The following is a 14,168-nucleotide window of genomic DNA, read 5'->3' as shown; positions in this document are numbered from 1 at the left end:
CCCGCGCCCGCCTCACACCTTGTCGGCGGGCCTAATTCTGAGCCGCGTGATCCGGTTCCGGTCGCGCTTCATCACGATGAAGCGCTTGCCGTGGAAGGTGAAGGCCTGCTTCTCCTCGGGGATCGTCTGCGATTCGTGGATCACCAGGCCCGCCACGGTGGTGGCCTCGTCATCGGGCAGCGACCAGTCGAGCGCGCGGTTGAGGTCGCGAATCGGCACCGAGCCATCGACCACGATCGAGCCATCGGCTTCCTGGCGCACGCCCTGCACCTCGGCGTCGTGCTCGTCGGCGATGTCGCCCACGATTTCCTCGAGAATGTCCTCGAGCGTCACCAGGCCCTCGACCTCGCCATACTCATCCACCACGATGGCGATATGCGCCTTGCGCCGCAGGAACGCGTTGAGCTGATCGGGCACGCTCGTGGTGTCGGGCACGAACCAGGGCTTCTGCGCGATCTTGACCACATCCATCCGGTGCGGCTCGTTGCCCACTTCCGCGAGCACCCTGAGCACGTCCTTGGCATGGACGATGCCGATGATGTTGTCGGTCGAACCGCGCCAGACCGGCATCCGCGTATAGGGGCTTTCCAGCACCGCGCGCACATTGGCCTCCGGCGTCTCGTCGGCATTGAGCATGCGCATCGAGGTGCGGTGGATCATGACATCGGAGACTTCGAGTTCGCCGAGGTCGAGCAATCCGCCAAGTCGGTCGCGATCCGCCTTGACCACCGAACCCTCGCGGTGGGCGAGATCCACCGCGCCGCGAATTTCCTCATGCGCCGACAGCATCGAATTTTCCGAGGCGAAGGTCACGCCGAACAGCGACATCAGCTGCCGCACGATCAGGTTGACGAAGCTCGACAGCGGGCCGACGACCAGCACGAACATGCGCACCAGCGGCGCCACCGTCATTGCGAAGCGGTCGGGTGCAGAGATCGCCCAGCTTTTCGGCAGGACCTCGGCGAAGACCACCAGCAGCAGCGTCATCGTCAGCGTCGCCACCGCCACGCCGCTGTCGCCGAAAATCGACAGAAGCACGCTTGTGGCCAGCGCCGAAGCCAGGATATTGACCAGATTGTTGCCGATCAGAAGTGCCCCGATCAGCCGGTCGCGCCGCTCGATCAGCGCGGTCACGGTTGCGGCCCGCTGGTCGCCATTGGTCTGCAGCGAATGCATACGGGCGCGCGAGGCGGCGGTCAGCGCCGTCTCGGACCCCGAAAAGAACGCCGACAGCCCGATCAGGAGCAGGATCGCCAGAATCGTCAGGCCGTGGTCGGTCAGGATTGCGCCAATTGTCTCCAGCATCATGATGCCCGCTTGTCCTCGAGAAATCGAAACACCTCGTCCCCCGGAACATCGTCGGCAATGAAGCTCTGGCCGATGCCGCGCGTGAGGATGAAGGTGAGCGCCCCGCGCCTGACCTTCTTGTCCTGCGCGACGTGCGTCATCAGTATATCGGTCGGCGGCAGCCCGCCTTCAATATCCGACATCCGGGTCGGAAGCCCGACCTCGCGCAAATGATGGGCCACCCGCGCCGCATCGTCGGGGCTCGCAAGGTTCATCCGCGCGGAGAATTCATGGGCCAGCACCATGCCGATCGCCACGCCCTCGCCATGCACGAGCCGCGCGCTGTCGTAATTTGTCGCAGCCTCCAGCGCGTGGCCGAAGGTATGGCCGAGATTGAGCAGCGCGCGGGCGCCGCTCTCGCGCTCGTCGGCCGCCACCACTTCCGCCTTGGCCTGGCAGGCCGTGGCGATCGCCTCGATCCGGGCCGGCCCGCCGGAAAACACCTCGCGCCAGTTGGCTTCGAGCCAGGCGAAGAACCCCGGCCGGTCGATCAGCCCGTATTTGGCGACCTCCGCATAGCCCGCGCGGAACTCGCGGATCGGCAGCGTGTCGAGCACATCGGTGTCGGCAAGCACCAGTTCCGGCTGGTGAAACACGCCGATCAGGTTCTTGCCATGCCCCGAGTTGATCCCGGTCTTGCCGCCGACGGAGGAATCCACCTGCGCCAGAAGGCTCGTCGGCACCTGCACGAAGCGCATGCCGCGGCGCACGATGCCCGCGGCAAAGCCCGCCAGATCGCCGATCACCCCGCCGCCGAGCGCGACCACCGCATCGCCGCGTTCGAGCCGCGCGCCCAGCACATGGTCGCAGACCCGGACCAGTTCGTCGAAGCGCTTGGTCTTCTCGCCTGGCTCCAGCACCAGCGGCGCGGCTTCCACCCCGGCATCGGCGAGACTTGCGACCAGGCTGTCGAGATGGGCGGCCGCGACATTGCGGTCGGTGATGACCGCGCAGCGGATGCCGGGCCGGCGTGCGGCGATTTCAGCCCCGGCGCGCGCGATCAGGCCGGAGCCGATGACGATGTCGTAGCTGCGCTCGCCGAGATCGACGCGAACGGTTCTGGGAGAAGTGGGATCGGTCATTGGGATGGCGCCTTTTTCCTTTCGCCGTCGAGCCGCGCGATCGCGGCAATGGCTTCCGCGGCGATGGTTTCCTTCGGGTCGTCGCGCGATTGCACGGTCACGTCGGCCTCGGCATAGACCGGATAGCGCTGCTCCAGCAGCGAGGCCAGGGTCTGTTTGGGATTGGCGGTCTTGAGCAGCGGCCGTGAATCGCGCTTGGAAACCCGGGTCCAAAGCACCTCAAGGTCCGCCTTGAGCCAGACCGACAAGCCGCTTGCAAGCACCGTCGCACGCGTGGCGTCGTTCATGAACGCGCCGCCGCCGGTCGACAGCACGCGGGGTCCGGTCCTGAGCAGCCGCTTGATCACCCGCGCCTCCAGCGCCCTGAACTCCGCCTCTCCATAAGCCTCGAACAGTTCGGGAATCGACATCCGCGACACCCGTTCGATCTCGTGATCGGAATCGACGAACGGAATGTCAAGCATCTGCGCGACGATCCGGCCGATCGCCGATTTTCCCGCGCCCATCAGGCCAACGAACACCAGGTTGCGGCGGCCGAGCACGCGGCGCGCGCTGGCGATCTCCTGCTCCGGCAAACTCGGCTGCGGTTCGGTCAACGCTCTCCCCTGTTCCTGGCGCATGCCCTTCAAATCGGCTCGTTTCCGGAAGGGCGGCCTGCGCGATTGCCGGATGTCATGGTCCCTGCCCGCGCCGCATCGCGGCACACGCCGGCGGACCCGTGGCCCGGGCCTTGTATTCGCTATCACCGGCGGCGCGTCAAGCTGGCGCCGAGGTTCCGTCCCGCCTTGAAACAGCCGTTCCCCTGCCGCATAACAGCGGCTTGACCTGTCTGGCGGAGTCCTCATGCCTTCCCTGTTCCGTTTTCTGTTCATCTGCGCCATCCTCACCGGCATCGTCTATGGCGCGATGTTTGCGCTGGTGATCTACGTGCAGCCGGTCGATCGTGACGTCACGGTGCGCGTGCCGACCGAAAGACTGAACCGCTGACCCCGACACTTCACAGGCCCTGACCGAACATGCGCGATCTGAGCGCCGCCCATGCCGAAGCCTTCCTGGAAATGATGAGCGCCGAGCGCGGCGCCGCCGGCAACACGCTCGAGGCCTATCGCCGCGATCTCGATGACGCCGCCGACGTGCTCAGGTCCCGCGGCGCGACGCTGGCCGGTGCCGGCGCCGAGGACATACGGGCGATCCTCTCCGATCTCGCCGCCCGTGGCTTTTCCCCCGCCTCCCAGGCCCGACGGCTCTCCGCGCTCCGGCAGTTCTACAAGTTTCTCCATGCCGAGGGCCTGCGCGCCGATGACCCGACCGGTGTGGTCGATTCGCCGCGCAAGTCCCGCGCCTTGCCGAAGGTGCTCAGCATCGACGATGTCTCGCGGCTGCTGGCGCAGGCCGAAGCGGATATCGCCCAGGCCAGGACCCCGGCCGAAACGCTGCAGCGGATCCGTTTCCGCGCGCTCCTGGAGCTGCTTTACGCCACCGGCATGCGGGTGAGCGAACTGGTGAGCCTGCCCTACCGGGTGCTCGCGGACGGGGGACGGTTCCTGGTGATCCGCGGCAAGGGCGCCAAGGAACGCATGGTGCCGATGTCACGCCCTGCGCGCGCCGCGCTGGAAACCTGGCTCGACGTGATCGGGGAGGCCGCCGAGGAGGCGGGCTTCCTGTTTCCCGCCCATTCGGCCGAGGGCCACCTGTCGCGCCAGGTCTTCGCGCGCGAGCTCAAGGAGGTGGCAAGCCGGGCCGGCATCCCGGTCGCCTGCGTCTCGCCGCATGTGCTGCGCCATGCCTTCGCGAGCCACCTTCTCGCCGGCGGCGCCGACTTGAGAGCGGTGCAGGAATTGCTCGGCCACGCAGACATTTCCACCACCCAGATCTACACCCATGTGCTCGACGAACGGCTGCGGCAACTCGTCAATGAGCATCACCCCCTTGCAAAAGCCACAAAAAGCCGCGATTAAGCCCGCTTGCATGCGGCAACCTAGCGCGTGACAGAGCCCGCTGACTGCGATTGAGTGTGCCCGGCAACACAAAAGCGGAACCCCGCGCGGATGAGTTTGATGCACCATTACCTAGATTTCGAAAAACCGATCTCCGACCTGGAAGGCAAAATCCACGAGCTGCGCAAGCTCGCCTCCGAGGATGAGAGCATTGACACCGGCGATGAGATCATGCGGCTCGAAAACCGCGCGCGCGACGCCATGGCCGACATCTACGCCAAGCTCAATCCGTGGCAGAAGACCCAGGTTGCCCGGCATCCGGACCGGCCGCATTTCAACGATTATGCCCGGACCCTGTTTGACGAGTTCACGCCGCTCGCCGGCGACCGGAAATTTGCCGAAGACGCCGCCATCCAGGCCGGCTTCGCGCGCTTTCGCGGCCAGCCGGTGGTTCTGATCGGCCAGGAAAAGGGCCACGACACCAAGACCCGGATCCATCACAATTTCGGCTCGGCGCGCCCCGAGGGCTACCGGAAGGCGATCCGCATCATGGAACTCGCCGACCGGTTCGAAATCCCGGTGATCACGCTGGTCGACACCGCCGGCGCCTATCCCGGCATCGGCGCGGAAGAGCGCGGCCAGGCGGAAGCCATCGCCCGTTCCACCGAAACCTGCCTCAACCTGCGCGCACCGCTCATCTCCGTGGTGATCGGCGAAGGCGGCTCCGGCGGCGCCATCGCGATCGCCACCGGCAACCGGGTCTACATGCTCGAACACGCGATCTATTCCGTGATCTCGCCCGAAGGGGCCGCCTCGATTCTCTGGCGCGACGCCACGCGCGCCCGCGATGCGGCCACCTCGATGAAGATCACCGCCGAGGACCTGCTCGAACTCGGCGTCATCGACGGCATCATTTCCGAGCCGGTCGGCGGCGCCCATCGCGACCATGCGAGCGTGATTGCCCGCACCGGCGACACGATCGCCTCGGCGCTCAAGGACATGTCCGGCCGCTCGGGCGACGATCTGCGCGCGGAGCGGCGCCGGAAGTTCCTCAAGATCGGGCGACAGATCGGCTGAAGCCTGCCGTAATCGGGCCACAATTGCACTTGCTAGTGTGGCCTCCCGGCATCGAATCCGTACCGCCGGCCGTTCTGCGGTAAGGCTTCGTGAACCATGTTTGGCGTATTCTTGCCCTGAAATGCCCGGCTGCATCCGGTGCCGAAAGCGCCGGTGTCGCGCCGGGCGCCCGCAATCGCGAAGTTCAAGAGACCCCATGATCCCCATGCGCACGCTGCGATTCCTTCCCATTCTGCTGCTCGGCCTTGCCGGCTGCCAGGACGCACTGGAATCGGTCTCCAACAAGGTCGAACACCCGCTGCCCGCCAAGCTCGTCAACAAGATGAAGGCGAACGACATGAGCACGCGGTCGCCGATCATGATGCGGATCTTCAAGGAAGAGGGCGTGCTCGAGGTCTGGAAGCAGAAGGGCAATGGCCGCTTCGACCTGATCGCCTCCTACGAGATCTGCAAATGGTCGGGCAAGCTCGGGCCCAAATTCAAGGAAGGCGACCGCCAGGCGCCGGAAGGCTATTACCGGATCTATCCCGCGCAGATGAATCCGAAATCGAGCTATTACCTGTCCTTCAACATGGGCTATCCCAACAGCTACGACCGCGCCTATGGCCGCACCGGGTCGAACCTGATGGTGCACGGCGCCTGCTCCTCGGCGGGCTGCTATTCGATGACCGACGAACAGGTGCTCGAGATCTACGGTTTCGCCCGCGACGCCTTCAAGGGCGGGCAGGAATATTTCCTCGTCGAGGCGCTGCCGTTCCGGATGACGCCCGAGAACATGGCCCGTCACCGCGACAGCGAGCATTACGAATTCTGGAAGATGCTCAAGGTCGGCTACGACCATTTCGAACTCACCAAGCGCCCGCCGAAGGTGGACGTGTGCGACCGCCGCTACGTCTTCAACCAGATTCCCGAGGACGAAAACGCGAGCTTCAAGGCGACCGCCGCCTGCCCGCCGGCAAGCGTGCCGACCACCCTCGCCTCGGCCTACGCGTCCTATGAGAAGACCTGGAACCAGAATTTCCTCAAGGCCGTGTCGAAATTCGATCACGAAGAGGCAAAGCGCCTCGCCGCCGCGGAAGCCAAGGCGAAGGCCGAGGCCGAAGCCGAGACCCGCCGGGCCGAACGCGAAGCGCGCGAAGCCGAACGGCTTGCCGCCCATGGCGGACAATCGCCGGCAGTCCCCGTGCTTGGCCTGTTTGCCTCCGGGAACCCGTTGAAGGCCCGGACCGGCGGGGAATCGGCGCCGCAGACCCAGGCGCCGGCGCAAGCCGCCACAGCTTCCGGGCAAGCCACTGGGGGCCAGACGGCCGTGGCCGATCAGGTCGCCGAGGCACCCGCCCCGAGCGAAGTGCCTGTGCCTGAACCCAATCCGCAGGCCGCGGGCCTGGCGGCTGCCGCGGCACCCGCCGCGCCCGCAGCCCAAACCAAGGGCGACAAACCGTTCTGGAAGATCTGGAGCCGGAATTGAGCGCAAGTTCGACGCTCGACCTGCGCGGGCTCAAATGCCCGCTGCCGGTTTTGCGGACCCGCAAATATCTGCGCACGCTCGAAAGCGGCGCGCGGGTGACGGTCGAGACCACCGATCCGCTGGCGGTGATCGACATTCCCCATTTCTGCCGCGAGGACGGCCATCGCCTGCTCGGCAGCGAGCCGACCGGGGGCGGCCACGCCTTCCTGATCGAAAAGGCCTGAGCGGCTATCGCCGCGCCGATGCACCGGGAATGGCGAGCGGATTGTCGGTGAGCGCGGCCCGGTCGGGACGTCCGATTCCGGGTTCGTCGGCAAAGGCCGCGAACAGGTCCGCGACGAATCCCTCCGGCATGTCACGCGTGATCACGACCAGCCGTGTCTCCTGCCGCGCGCCTTCGGGCCAGGCCTGAAGCCGCACCGGCTCCGACATCAGGCTCTGCACCGCATGCAGCACCAGCGGGCGCCCGGGATCGTCCGCGAGCTTGACGATCGCCTTCATGCGCAACAGGTTCGGCCCGTGCGCCGAGCGCAACAGATCGAGAAACATCATCAGCGCCTGCGGCGGAATGGCCTTGTCGAACACCAGCGAACTGGCGCGGATGCCGCCGTCGTGGCGGTTGACGTCATGGACATGGGACGGCCCGTGCGCATGATGGTGATGGTGGTGGCCATCATCATGGTGATGGGTGTGTCCGTCCCCGGCACTCAGCCACCGGGCCACATCGAGCCCGCGGGTGGCCGGATCATAGGCGCCGGTGTCGAACAGGCCGCGCGCGGTCACGTCCGGATCCTCCGCGTCGAGGATCCGCGCCAGCGGATTGAGCGCCCCAAGCCGCGCTCGCACGGGTTCGACTGACGCGGAAAGCGCGGCCTTCGAGATCACCAACGCGTCGGCCACCGCCACCTGGCGGCGCGCCTCCTCGTGGGCGTCGAGCGTGGACAGCACGTTGACCGCATCCACCACCGTCACCAGGCCTTCGAGCCGGTAGGATTGGCCGAGCGCAGGATGGCCGATCACCGACTGCATCACCGGAACAGGATCGGCGAGCCCGGTGGTCTCGATCACCACGCGCGAGAACGGCCTGATCTTGCCCGTCTGCATCCGGTCCATCAGGTCGGCGAGCGTATCCACCAGTTCGCCGCGCACGGTGCAGCACAGGCACCCGTCGGAGAGTTCGATCACGCCGTCGCCCGAGCTTTCGACCAGCAGGTGATCGATGCCGACATCGCCGAATTCGTTGATGATCAGCGCCGCGTCGCTGAGCCACGGATCGCCGATCAGCCGGTTGAGAAGCGTGGTCTTCCCCGCGCCGAGGAAGCCGGTCAGGATCGAGACGGGGATGCCCTGCGGCACGGTCCAGGAGCGCTCGGAGGCGCCTTCTGCGATCATCGGGGGGCCTTTCAGCGTCAGATTTCGGGGCGCGGAATCGGGATCGGGATATAGGAGCGCAGCGGCTTCACCTCGGCCGCGGAAGCGGGCGGCGCGATGAAGGCGGAAGCCGCGGAGGTGCCGGTCTCGCCGTCGAGGCGGCTGCGCGGACGGGCAACCGGCAGCGGAATCCGCGACAGTGCGATTTCGGCAACCGGAGCCGCAGGGATCGAGGGCGCCTGCACCAGCCGCGGCTCGCGATCCATGGTCACCAGATAGGGCGAGGTGAGGATGATGTTGCCCTCGGCATCGCGCTTGTCGCTGCGCTCCGCATGCGCCGTCTTCGTGCAGATCTCGCCCGAAATGTCGGCCACCTCGTCGCGGCTTGCGCCATAGGGGGCGAGGTTGGCAAGCGTGAGGCTGCCCGACCCCGGCGCCGTCAGCGCGGCGTGCAGCAATTCGGCCGACTGTTCGGCCCGCGCATGTTGCGACGGCGCGCCGAACACCACGCTGACCACGGTCCTTCCATCGCGGGTGGCCGACGAGACCTGGTTGAAGCCGGAGGCGCAGATGAAGCCGGTCTTCATGCCGTCGGCGCCCGGAAACCGGCCGATCAGCAGGTTGATATTGGTGTGGGTCGACGTGCCGTTGGCAAAGCCCTCAAAGCCGAAATAGCGCGCATAGTCCGGAAATTCGCGGCGCAGCGCCACCGCCAGCAGCGCCATGTCGCGCACCGTGGAATATTGCCCGCTGCCCGGCAGGCCGTTCGGATTGACGAAACGGGTCGATGTCATGCCGAGCCGGAGCGCGGTTGCGTTCATCTCCCGGACGAAGGCTTCCTCGCTGCCCGACACCGCCTCGGCCAGCGCCATGGCGACATCGTTGGCGGATTTGACGAGCAGGTATTTGAGCCCCGAATCCACCGTGAAACGCTCGCCGGGCCGGAAATACATCTTGCTCGGCGGCTCACCCGCGGCATGCACCGACATCGGCACCGGCGTCTCCAGGCTCATCTGGCCCGCACGGACCGCCGTGAACACCAGATAGGCCGTCATCAGTTTGGTGAGCGAGGCGGGATACCAGCGCTGAAATGCGTCTTCGTGCGAGATCACCCGGCCGCTCGCCACATCCACGGCAATGCTCGGATTAGCGAAGGCATGGGGCGCGCCCGCCATCGCCAGCGCCGCGAGGGCCACGCAGATGCGGCGCATGGGTTGCATTGGCTTCATCATCGACATCCGGTCTTTCTGCAGGTTACGCGGTCGTTCACGGCCGCCCGCGACGGGCGCCAAGCAACCATTGCACTGATTTTTGCTCGTCTTCCCCGCCTACTTAGCCTATATGGCAGACAGATGGCAAAAGGCGCCAGTCCAAAGAACGCCGTTGCCACCGGTCAAGATCAAAAAACCACAGGGGTTGAAGATGCAGTTGGTCCCGGAAGTCGTTGCCATGAAGGACGAGGTCGCCGAATGGCGCCGCACCCTGCACGCCGATCCCGAACTTTTGTTTGACGTGCACAACACCGCGGCCTTCGTCGCCGACAAGCTGCGCGCCTTCGGCTGCGACGAAGTGGTCACCGGCATCGGCCAGACCGGCGTGGTCGGCATCATCCACGGCCGTCCGGGCGGCAACGGCCCCGCCATCGGCCTGCGCGCTGACATGGACGCCCTGCCGATCAACGAGATCACCGGCTTGCCATGGGCCTCGCGCACGCCGGGCAAGATGCATGCCTGCGGCCATGATGGCCACACCGCCATGCTGCTCGGCGCCGCCCGCCATCTTGCGGCCACGCGCAATTTCGCCGGCACCGTGGCCGTGATCTTCCAGCCCGCCGAAGAAGGCGGCGGCGGCGGCCGGGAAATGGTCAAGGACGGCATGATGGAGCGGTTCGGCATCACCAAGGTGTTCGGCATGCACAACCTGCCGGGCCTGCCGGTCGGCCAGTTCGCGATCCGCAAGGGTCCGATCATGGCCGCGACCGACGTTTTCGACATCACCATCAAGGGGCGCGGCGGCCATGCGGCGATGCCGCACCAGACCATCGATCCGATCGTCGCCGGCGCGGCGGTCGTCACCGCGCTGCAGTCGATCTCCTCGCGCAACGCCAATCCGCTCGATTCGGTGGTGGTATCGGTGACGAAGTTCATCGCCGGCTCCGCCTACAACATCATCCCCGAGACCGCGGAGCTTGCCGGCACCGTGCGCACGCTGTCGCCGGAGATGCACGACCTGGCCGAGACCCGGATCGGCGAAATCGCGCGAGGCGTGGCCGCAGCCCACGGCGCGGAAGCCACCGTCAACTACCTGCGCAACTACCCGCTCACCTTCAACCATGCCGACGAGACCGATTTCGCCGCCGACGTGGCCGAAGCCGTGAGCGGCGAAGGCAAGGTCGAGCGCAACCAGCCGCCGACCATGGGCGGCGAGGACTTCTCCTTCATGCTCGAGGCCCGGCCCGGCGCCTTCATCTTCATGGGCAATGGCGACAGCGCGAGCCTGCACCACCCGGCCTACGACTTCAACGACGACGCCATTCCCGTGGGCGTGTCCTACTGGGTCAACCTCGCCGAAAAGGCGCTCGCCGCCTGACCCTTGATCCCCAAGCGGCCCGCTCGGGGGCGCCCGCAATTCGGGGCGGATCTTCATATTGTCGAACCGCCCCGCTTTCTGTATTGAGGGGTCGCGTGGTCCCGTAGCTCAGGGGATAGAGCACAGGATTCCTAATCCTGGTGTCGCAGGTTCGAATCCTGCCGGGATCACCATTTTCCGAAATGTCCGATCCTTGAACCGCCTCAGGCCGGGACGGCCACGCCGCCACGCGTCCGCGATCTGAACGCGAGCCAGCCGATGATGGCCATGTTGAGCAGGTTCCAGGCGATGCCGTTGAGGAAGGCTGCCTGGTAGGAGCCGGTCAGGTCGTAGATCCAGCCCGACATCCAGCCGCCGAGCGCCATGCCGGCGATCGTCGCCATGATCACGAAGCCCACGCGCGCACCGGCTTCCTTGGCCGGCAGATATTCGCGCACGATCAGCGCGTAGCTCGGAACGATCCCGCCCTGCGACAGGCCGAACACCAGGCTGACCACGTAAAGCGGCACCAGCGCATCGAACGGCAGGTACAAGAACAGCGCGATGCATTGCAGCGTCGAGCCGATCAGCAGCGTCTTGACCCCGCCGAGCCGGTCGGCGACGAGGCCCGAGACCAGCCGCGAGACCACCCCGCCCATCAGCATCAGCGACAGCATTTCGGCGCCCACGGCGGGTCCGTAGCCGAGATCGGTGCAGTAGGAGACGAGATGCACCTGCGGCATCGCCATCGCCACGCAGCAGCCGACGCCCGCCAGGCCCAGCAGCCATTGCAGGGCGCGCGGCGAAAAGCTGACCGCGCGCACACTGACCGACGACATCCGGCCCGCCTGGGCGGCCGCGCTGTCGGGAACCCGGCGCCTGAGCAGCATCGACAGCGGCACGATCATCAGCACCGGCGCCACCGCCAGCACCATGTAGACGGCGCGCCAGCCATGATCGTTCAGGATGCCGGCCAGCAGCATCGGCCAGATCGCGCCCGAGAGGTAGTTTCCGCTTGCGGCGATCGCCACGGCAATGCCGCGCCGGCGGTGAAACCAGTGCGAGATATCGGCCATCAGCGGCCCGAAACTGGCCGCCGTTCCGAAGCCGATGATGAAGTGCAGCGCCGTCAGCATCAGCATCGAGCCGCTGGTGGCCGCCAGTCCGAAACCCGCAGCGATCGCCAGCGCCGAACCGATCAGCGCGGTGGTGATGCCCCATGCGTCGACCGCCCGGCCGACCAGGAGATTGCCGAGCGCGAAGCCGATCATCGTCAGGATATAGGGCATCGAAGCATCGGCGCGCTCGACGGCGAACTCCGCCTCGACCGCGGGCATGATCACGATCACCGCCCACATGCCGACATTGCCAATCACGGCAATCGCCAGCGTCACGCCGAGCCGCATCCATGAATACCGGCTGTCGAGGACATCGGAATCTGTCATGCGGACCAATCTATGAAGGGCCGAGGGCTTTGTATAGCGACGGCTTCGGCCGGCGGGCGGAAATCTCCCGGCGGCGCCGCGGGCATGCGGAATGGGCTTGAATTGCAACGGCATACGCGCGAAAAGTCGAAAATTGGCCAAACACAACCGGGCGGGAGAGAGCGAACGTGGCAGGCAGGACAGACACCCAGGCATCCGCGCTTCCGATGTTTTACAGGGCGCCCGAGGCGATCACCCCCGAACGCCATGGCGGCAAGGCGCTGGCGCTGAGCGGCGACCTTAGCTTTGCGGCGAAGGCCCATGTGATCCCGCTGATGGCCGCCGAGATGCCCGCGGCGATGCGTTCCTATCCGATCGTCTTTTCCGGGCCCGACTTCATGCCGATGGTGGTCACCGGCATCCGCAAGGACGAAAACCTGTTCGTCGACGGTGAAGGCCGGTGGGCCGAGCCGCATTACGTTCCCGCCTATGTCCGCCGCTACCCCTTCATCCTCGCCGGCGGCGACACCGACGAACGGCTGGCACTCTGCATCGAGAACGATCCCGCCCGGCTGGTCGATGCCGGCAGCAACGGTGAAGCCAAGCCACTGTTCGTCAGGCAGTCCGATGGCGCGCTCGGCAAGGGAGAGGTCATCGACAGCGCCCTGTCCTTCTGCGAGCAGTACCAGGGCATGTTCGTCAAGACGCGGCAGATCATGAAGGTGATAACAGACAGCGGACTTTTGGCCGAACGCACCAGCAAGATTTCCCTGAACGACGGCGAGAGCTTCAATATCACCGGCTTTCACCTGGTCGACGAAGCAAAGCTGAACGCCATGAGCGACGAGGCGTATCTCAAGCTGCGCAAGGCGGACGCATTGGCGACGATCTATTGCCACCTCGCCTCGATGAACAGCTGGACCTCGATCCTGCACCAGGCCAGTCTGCGCCGCGCCTGAAGGGGGCTGAGCCGATGACACCTTGCATTGCCGTTCTCGGAACCGGGCTGATGGGCCTTCCGATGGCCCGGCGGCTTGTGGACGCCGGCCTGGACGTCATGGCCTGGAACCGCGATCCGGCGAAGGCCGCGCCGCTTGCGCAGCACGGCGCCCGGCTCGCCTCGACCGCAGCGGACGCCGTGCAGGGCGCAACCCATGTCATCACCATGCTGACCGATGGCGACGCCGTCGAACAGGTCCTGTTTGGCACAGGCGTTGCGGAAGCGCTTCCAACCGGGACAACCGTGATCGACATGAGCTCGATCAGGCCGTCCCAGGCCCGCGCCCATGCCGCCCGCCTCGCCGAACGCGGGGTGCGCCATCTCGACGCACCCGTGAGCGGCGGAACCCGTGGGGCGGAAGCCGGCACGCTCGCCATCATGGCGGGCGGAGAGACCGAGGTGTTCGAGGCCGCGCGCACCGTGTTCGAGCCGATGGGGCGCGCGATCCGGGTCGGCCCATCGGGCGCGGGACAGCTCGCCAAACTCGCCAACCAGGCCATCGTCGGCATCGCCATCGGCGCCGTCGCCGAAGCCACACTGCTGGTTTCCCAAGGCGGCGGCGATCTCGAAGCCTTCCGTGCGGCACTGAAGGGCGGCTTTGCCGATTCCACCATCCTGCAACAGCATGGCGCGCGCATGCAGGCGCGCGACTTTGCCCCGGGCGGGCGCGTCGACGTCCAGATCAAGGATCTCGACAATGTGCTGCTGGAGGCGCGCGCGCTCGGCCTGGGCCTGCCGATGGTCGAGGCGGTGAGGGACCGGTTCCGCCGCCTCTCGGACGAACTTGGCGGCGGTGACCTTGACCATTCGGCTCTTTTCATCGAATTACTCGACCTCAATGGCAGATCCGGGCTTTGAGATGAAAGTGACCGCATGCCGCAAGCCCATGATGGT

General features: G+C 66.3%; 14 protein-coding genes and 1 tRNA gene. 9 read left to right on the top strand and 6 right to left on the bottom strand.

The window, feature by feature from the left end; translation table 11 throughout:
• Positions 1 to 12 precede the first annotated feature (12 nt).
• From AWJ14_RS07180 to AWJ14_RS07170, 3 genes are read right to left on the bottom strand one after another with little or no spacing between them, the layout of a single operon-like run.
• Positions 13 to 1,308 carry an HlyC/CorC family transporter gene (locus AWJ14_RS07180; protein ID WP_425349616.1) on the bottom strand — a complete coding sequence of 432 codons (1,296 nt, stop codon included), beginning with the start codon at positions 1,306 to 1,308 and terminating at the stop codon, positions 13 to 15.
• Positions 1,305 to 2,429, bottom strand: coding sequence for a 3-dehydroquinate synthase (gene aroB / locus AWJ14_RS07175; RefSeq protein WP_066176840.1), 1,125 nt, complete (start codon positions 2,427 to 2,429; stop codon positions 1,305 to 1,307). Before aroB ends, AWJ14_RS07180 begins: the two co-directional genes overlap by 4 nt.
• Positions 2,426 to 3,025, bottom strand: coding sequence for a shikimate kinase (locus AWJ14_RS07170; RefSeq protein ID WP_066176838.1), 600 nt, complete (start codon positions 3,023 to 3,025; stop codon positions 2,426 to 2,428). Before AWJ14_RS07170 ends, aroB begins: the two co-directional genes overlap by 4 nt.
• Before the next feature lie 247 nt (positions 3,026 to 3,272).
• On the opposite strand from AWJ14_RS07170, the gene AWJ14_RS07165 reads away from it, so the two are divergent.
• The 5 genes from AWJ14_RS07165 to AWJ14_RS07145 all read left to right on the top strand — a co-directional run bounded on the left by AWJ14_RS07165 (position 3,273) and on the right by AWJ14_RS07145 (position 7,135).
• Positions 3,273 to 3,416 (top strand): histidine kinase, encoded by a 144-nt coding sequence (locus AWJ14_RS07165; RefSeq protein WP_066176836.1) that lies wholly within the window; start codon positions 3,273 to 3,275, stop codon positions 3,414 to 3,416.
• 29 nt (positions 3,417 to 3,445) lie between these two features.
• Complete coding sequence (locus tag AWJ14_RS07160; RefSeq protein WP_066176834.1) at positions 3,446 to 4,387, top strand: site-specific tyrosine recombinase XerD; 942 nt, start codon at positions 3,446 to 3,448, stop codon at positions 4,385 to 4,387.
• A gap of 99 nt (positions 4,388 to 4,486) precedes the next feature.
• Positions 4,487 to 5,443 (top strand): acetyl-CoA carboxylase carboxyltransferase subunit alpha, encoded by a 957-nt coding sequence (locus AWJ14_RS07155; protein ID WP_066176970.1) that lies wholly within the window; start codon positions 4,487 to 4,489, stop codon positions 5,441 to 5,443.
• Between the two features lie 196 nt (positions 5,444 to 5,639).
• The gene (locus AWJ14_RS07150; protein ID WP_245304163.1) at positions 5,640 to 6,911 is read left to right on the top strand and encodes a L,D-transpeptidase family protein; all 1,272 of its coding nucleotides are present in this window, start codon (positions 5,640 to 5,642) and stop codon (positions 6,909 to 6,911) included.
• Positions 6,908 to 7,135: a sulfurtransferase TusA family protein gene (locus AWJ14_RS07145; protein ID WP_066176832.1), complete on the top strand. Its 228-nt coding sequence runs from the start codon at positions 6,908 to 6,910 to the stop codon at positions 7,133 to 7,135. Before AWJ14_RS07150 ends, AWJ14_RS07145 begins: the two co-directional genes overlap by 4 nt.
• A gap of 4 nt (positions 7,136 to 7,139) precedes the next feature.
• On the opposite strand, the gene AWJ14_RS07140 is transcribed toward AWJ14_RS07145, so the two are convergent.
• Positions 7,140 to 8,303 carry a CobW family GTP-binding protein gene (locus AWJ14_RS07140; RefSeq protein WP_066176830.1) on the bottom strand — a complete coding sequence of 388 codons (1,164 nt, stop codon included), beginning with the start codon at positions 8,301 to 8,303 and terminating at the stop codon, positions 7,140 to 7,142.
• Positions 8,304 to 8,320: 17 nt separating this feature from the next.
• Positions 8,321 to 9,535 carry a D-alanyl-D-alanine carboxypeptidase family protein gene (locus tag AWJ14_RS07135; protein WP_425349618.1) on the bottom strand — a complete coding sequence of 405 codons (1,215 nt, stop codon included), beginning with the start codon at positions 9,533 to 9,535 and terminating at the stop codon, positions 8,321 to 8,323.
• A 169-nt stretch (positions 9,536 to 9,704) separates the two neighbouring features.
• Here AWJ14_RS07135 and AWJ14_RS07130 point away from each other — a divergent pair, with 169 nt between their 5' ends.
• Together AWJ14_RS07130 and AWJ14_RS07125 are read left to right on the top strand one after the other, a co-directional pair.
• Entirely contained in the window at positions 9,705 to 10,871 is a 1,167-nt protein-coding gene (locus AWJ14_RS07130) for a M20 aminoacylase family protein (protein WP_066176964.1), read from the top strand.
• Between the two features lie 97 nt (positions 10,872 to 10,968).
• Positions 10,969 to 11,044 (top strand) — tRNA-Arg (locus AWJ14_RS07125).
• A 30-nt stretch (positions 11,045 to 11,074) separates the two neighbouring features.
• On the opposite strand, the gene AWJ14_RS07120 is transcribed toward AWJ14_RS07125, so the two are convergent.
• Complete coding sequence (locus AWJ14_RS07120) at positions 11,075 to 12,295, bottom strand: MFS transporter (RefSeq protein ID WP_066176828.1); 1,221 nt, start codon at positions 12,293 to 12,295, stop codon at positions 11,075 to 11,077.
• 167 nt (positions 12,296 to 12,462) lie between these two features.
• On the opposite strand from AWJ14_RS07120, the gene AWJ14_RS07115 reads away from it, so the two are divergent.
• Together AWJ14_RS07115 and AWJ14_RS07110 are read left to right on the top strand one after the other, a co-directional pair.
• On the top strand, positions 12,463 to 13,233 hold the full coding sequence (locus AWJ14_RS07115; RefSeq protein WP_245304162.1) for a SapC family protein: 771 nt from the start codon (positions 12,463 to 12,465) through the stop codon (positions 13,231 to 13,233).
• A 14-nt stretch (positions 13,234 to 13,247) separates the two neighbouring features.
• Positions 13,248 to 14,132 (top strand): NAD(P)-dependent oxidoreductase, encoded by an 885-nt coding sequence (locus AWJ14_RS07110; RefSeq protein WP_066176825.1) that lies wholly within the window; start codon positions 13,248 to 13,250, stop codon positions 14,130 to 14,132.
• Positions 14,133 to 14,168: the final 36 nt, after the last annotated feature.

The sequence above is a fragment of the Parahoeflea olei genome (genome assembly GCF_001703635.1).
Lineage (GTDB): Bacteria > Pseudomonadota > Alphaproteobacteria > Rhizobiales > Rhizobiaceae > Hoeflea > Hoeflea olei.
The sequence above is the reverse complement of the archived record's forward strand: the minus strand, read 5'-3'. Positions and strand labels throughout refer to the sequence as shown.

Coding starts and splice junctions, on each gene's coding strand:
- AWJ14_RS07180 (WP_425349616.1), bottom strand. CDS start 1,308: ATGATGCTGGAGACAATTGGCGCAATCCTGACCGACCACGGCCTGACG.
- aroB (WP_066176840.1), bottom strand. CDS start 2,429: ATGACCGATCCCACTTCTCCCAGAACCGTTCGCGTCGATCTCGGCGAG.
- AWJ14_RS07165 (WP_066176836.1), top strand. CDS start 3,273: ATGCCTTCCCTGTTCCGTTTTCTGTTCATCTGCGCCATCCTCACCGGC.
- AWJ14_RS07160 (WP_066176834.1), top strand. CDS start 3,446: ATGCGCGATCTGAGCGCCGCCCATGCCGAAGCCTTCCTGGAAATGATG.
- AWJ14_RS07155 (WP_066176970.1), top strand. CDS start 4,487: ATGCACCATTACCTAGATTTCGAAAAACCGATCTCCGACCTGGAAGGC.
- AWJ14_RS07150 (WP_245304163.1), top strand. CDS start 5,640: ATGATCCCCATGCGCACGCTGCGATTCCTTCCCATTCTGCTGCTCGGC.
- AWJ14_RS07140 (WP_066176830.1), bottom strand. CDS start 8,303: ATGATCGCAGAAGGCGCCTCCGAGCGCTCCTGGACCGTGCCGCAGGGC.
- AWJ14_RS07130 (WP_066176964.1), top strand. CDS start 9,705: ATGCAGTTGGTCCCGGAAGTCGTTGCCATGAAGGACGAGGTCGCCGAA.
- AWJ14_RS07120 (WP_066176828.1), bottom strand. CDS start 12,295: ATGACAGATTCCGATGTCCTCGACAGCCGGTATTCATGGATGCGGCTC.
- AWJ14_RS07110 (WP_066176825.1), top strand. CDS start 13,248: ATGACACCTTGCATTGCCGTTCTCGGAACCGGGCTGATGGGCCTTCCG.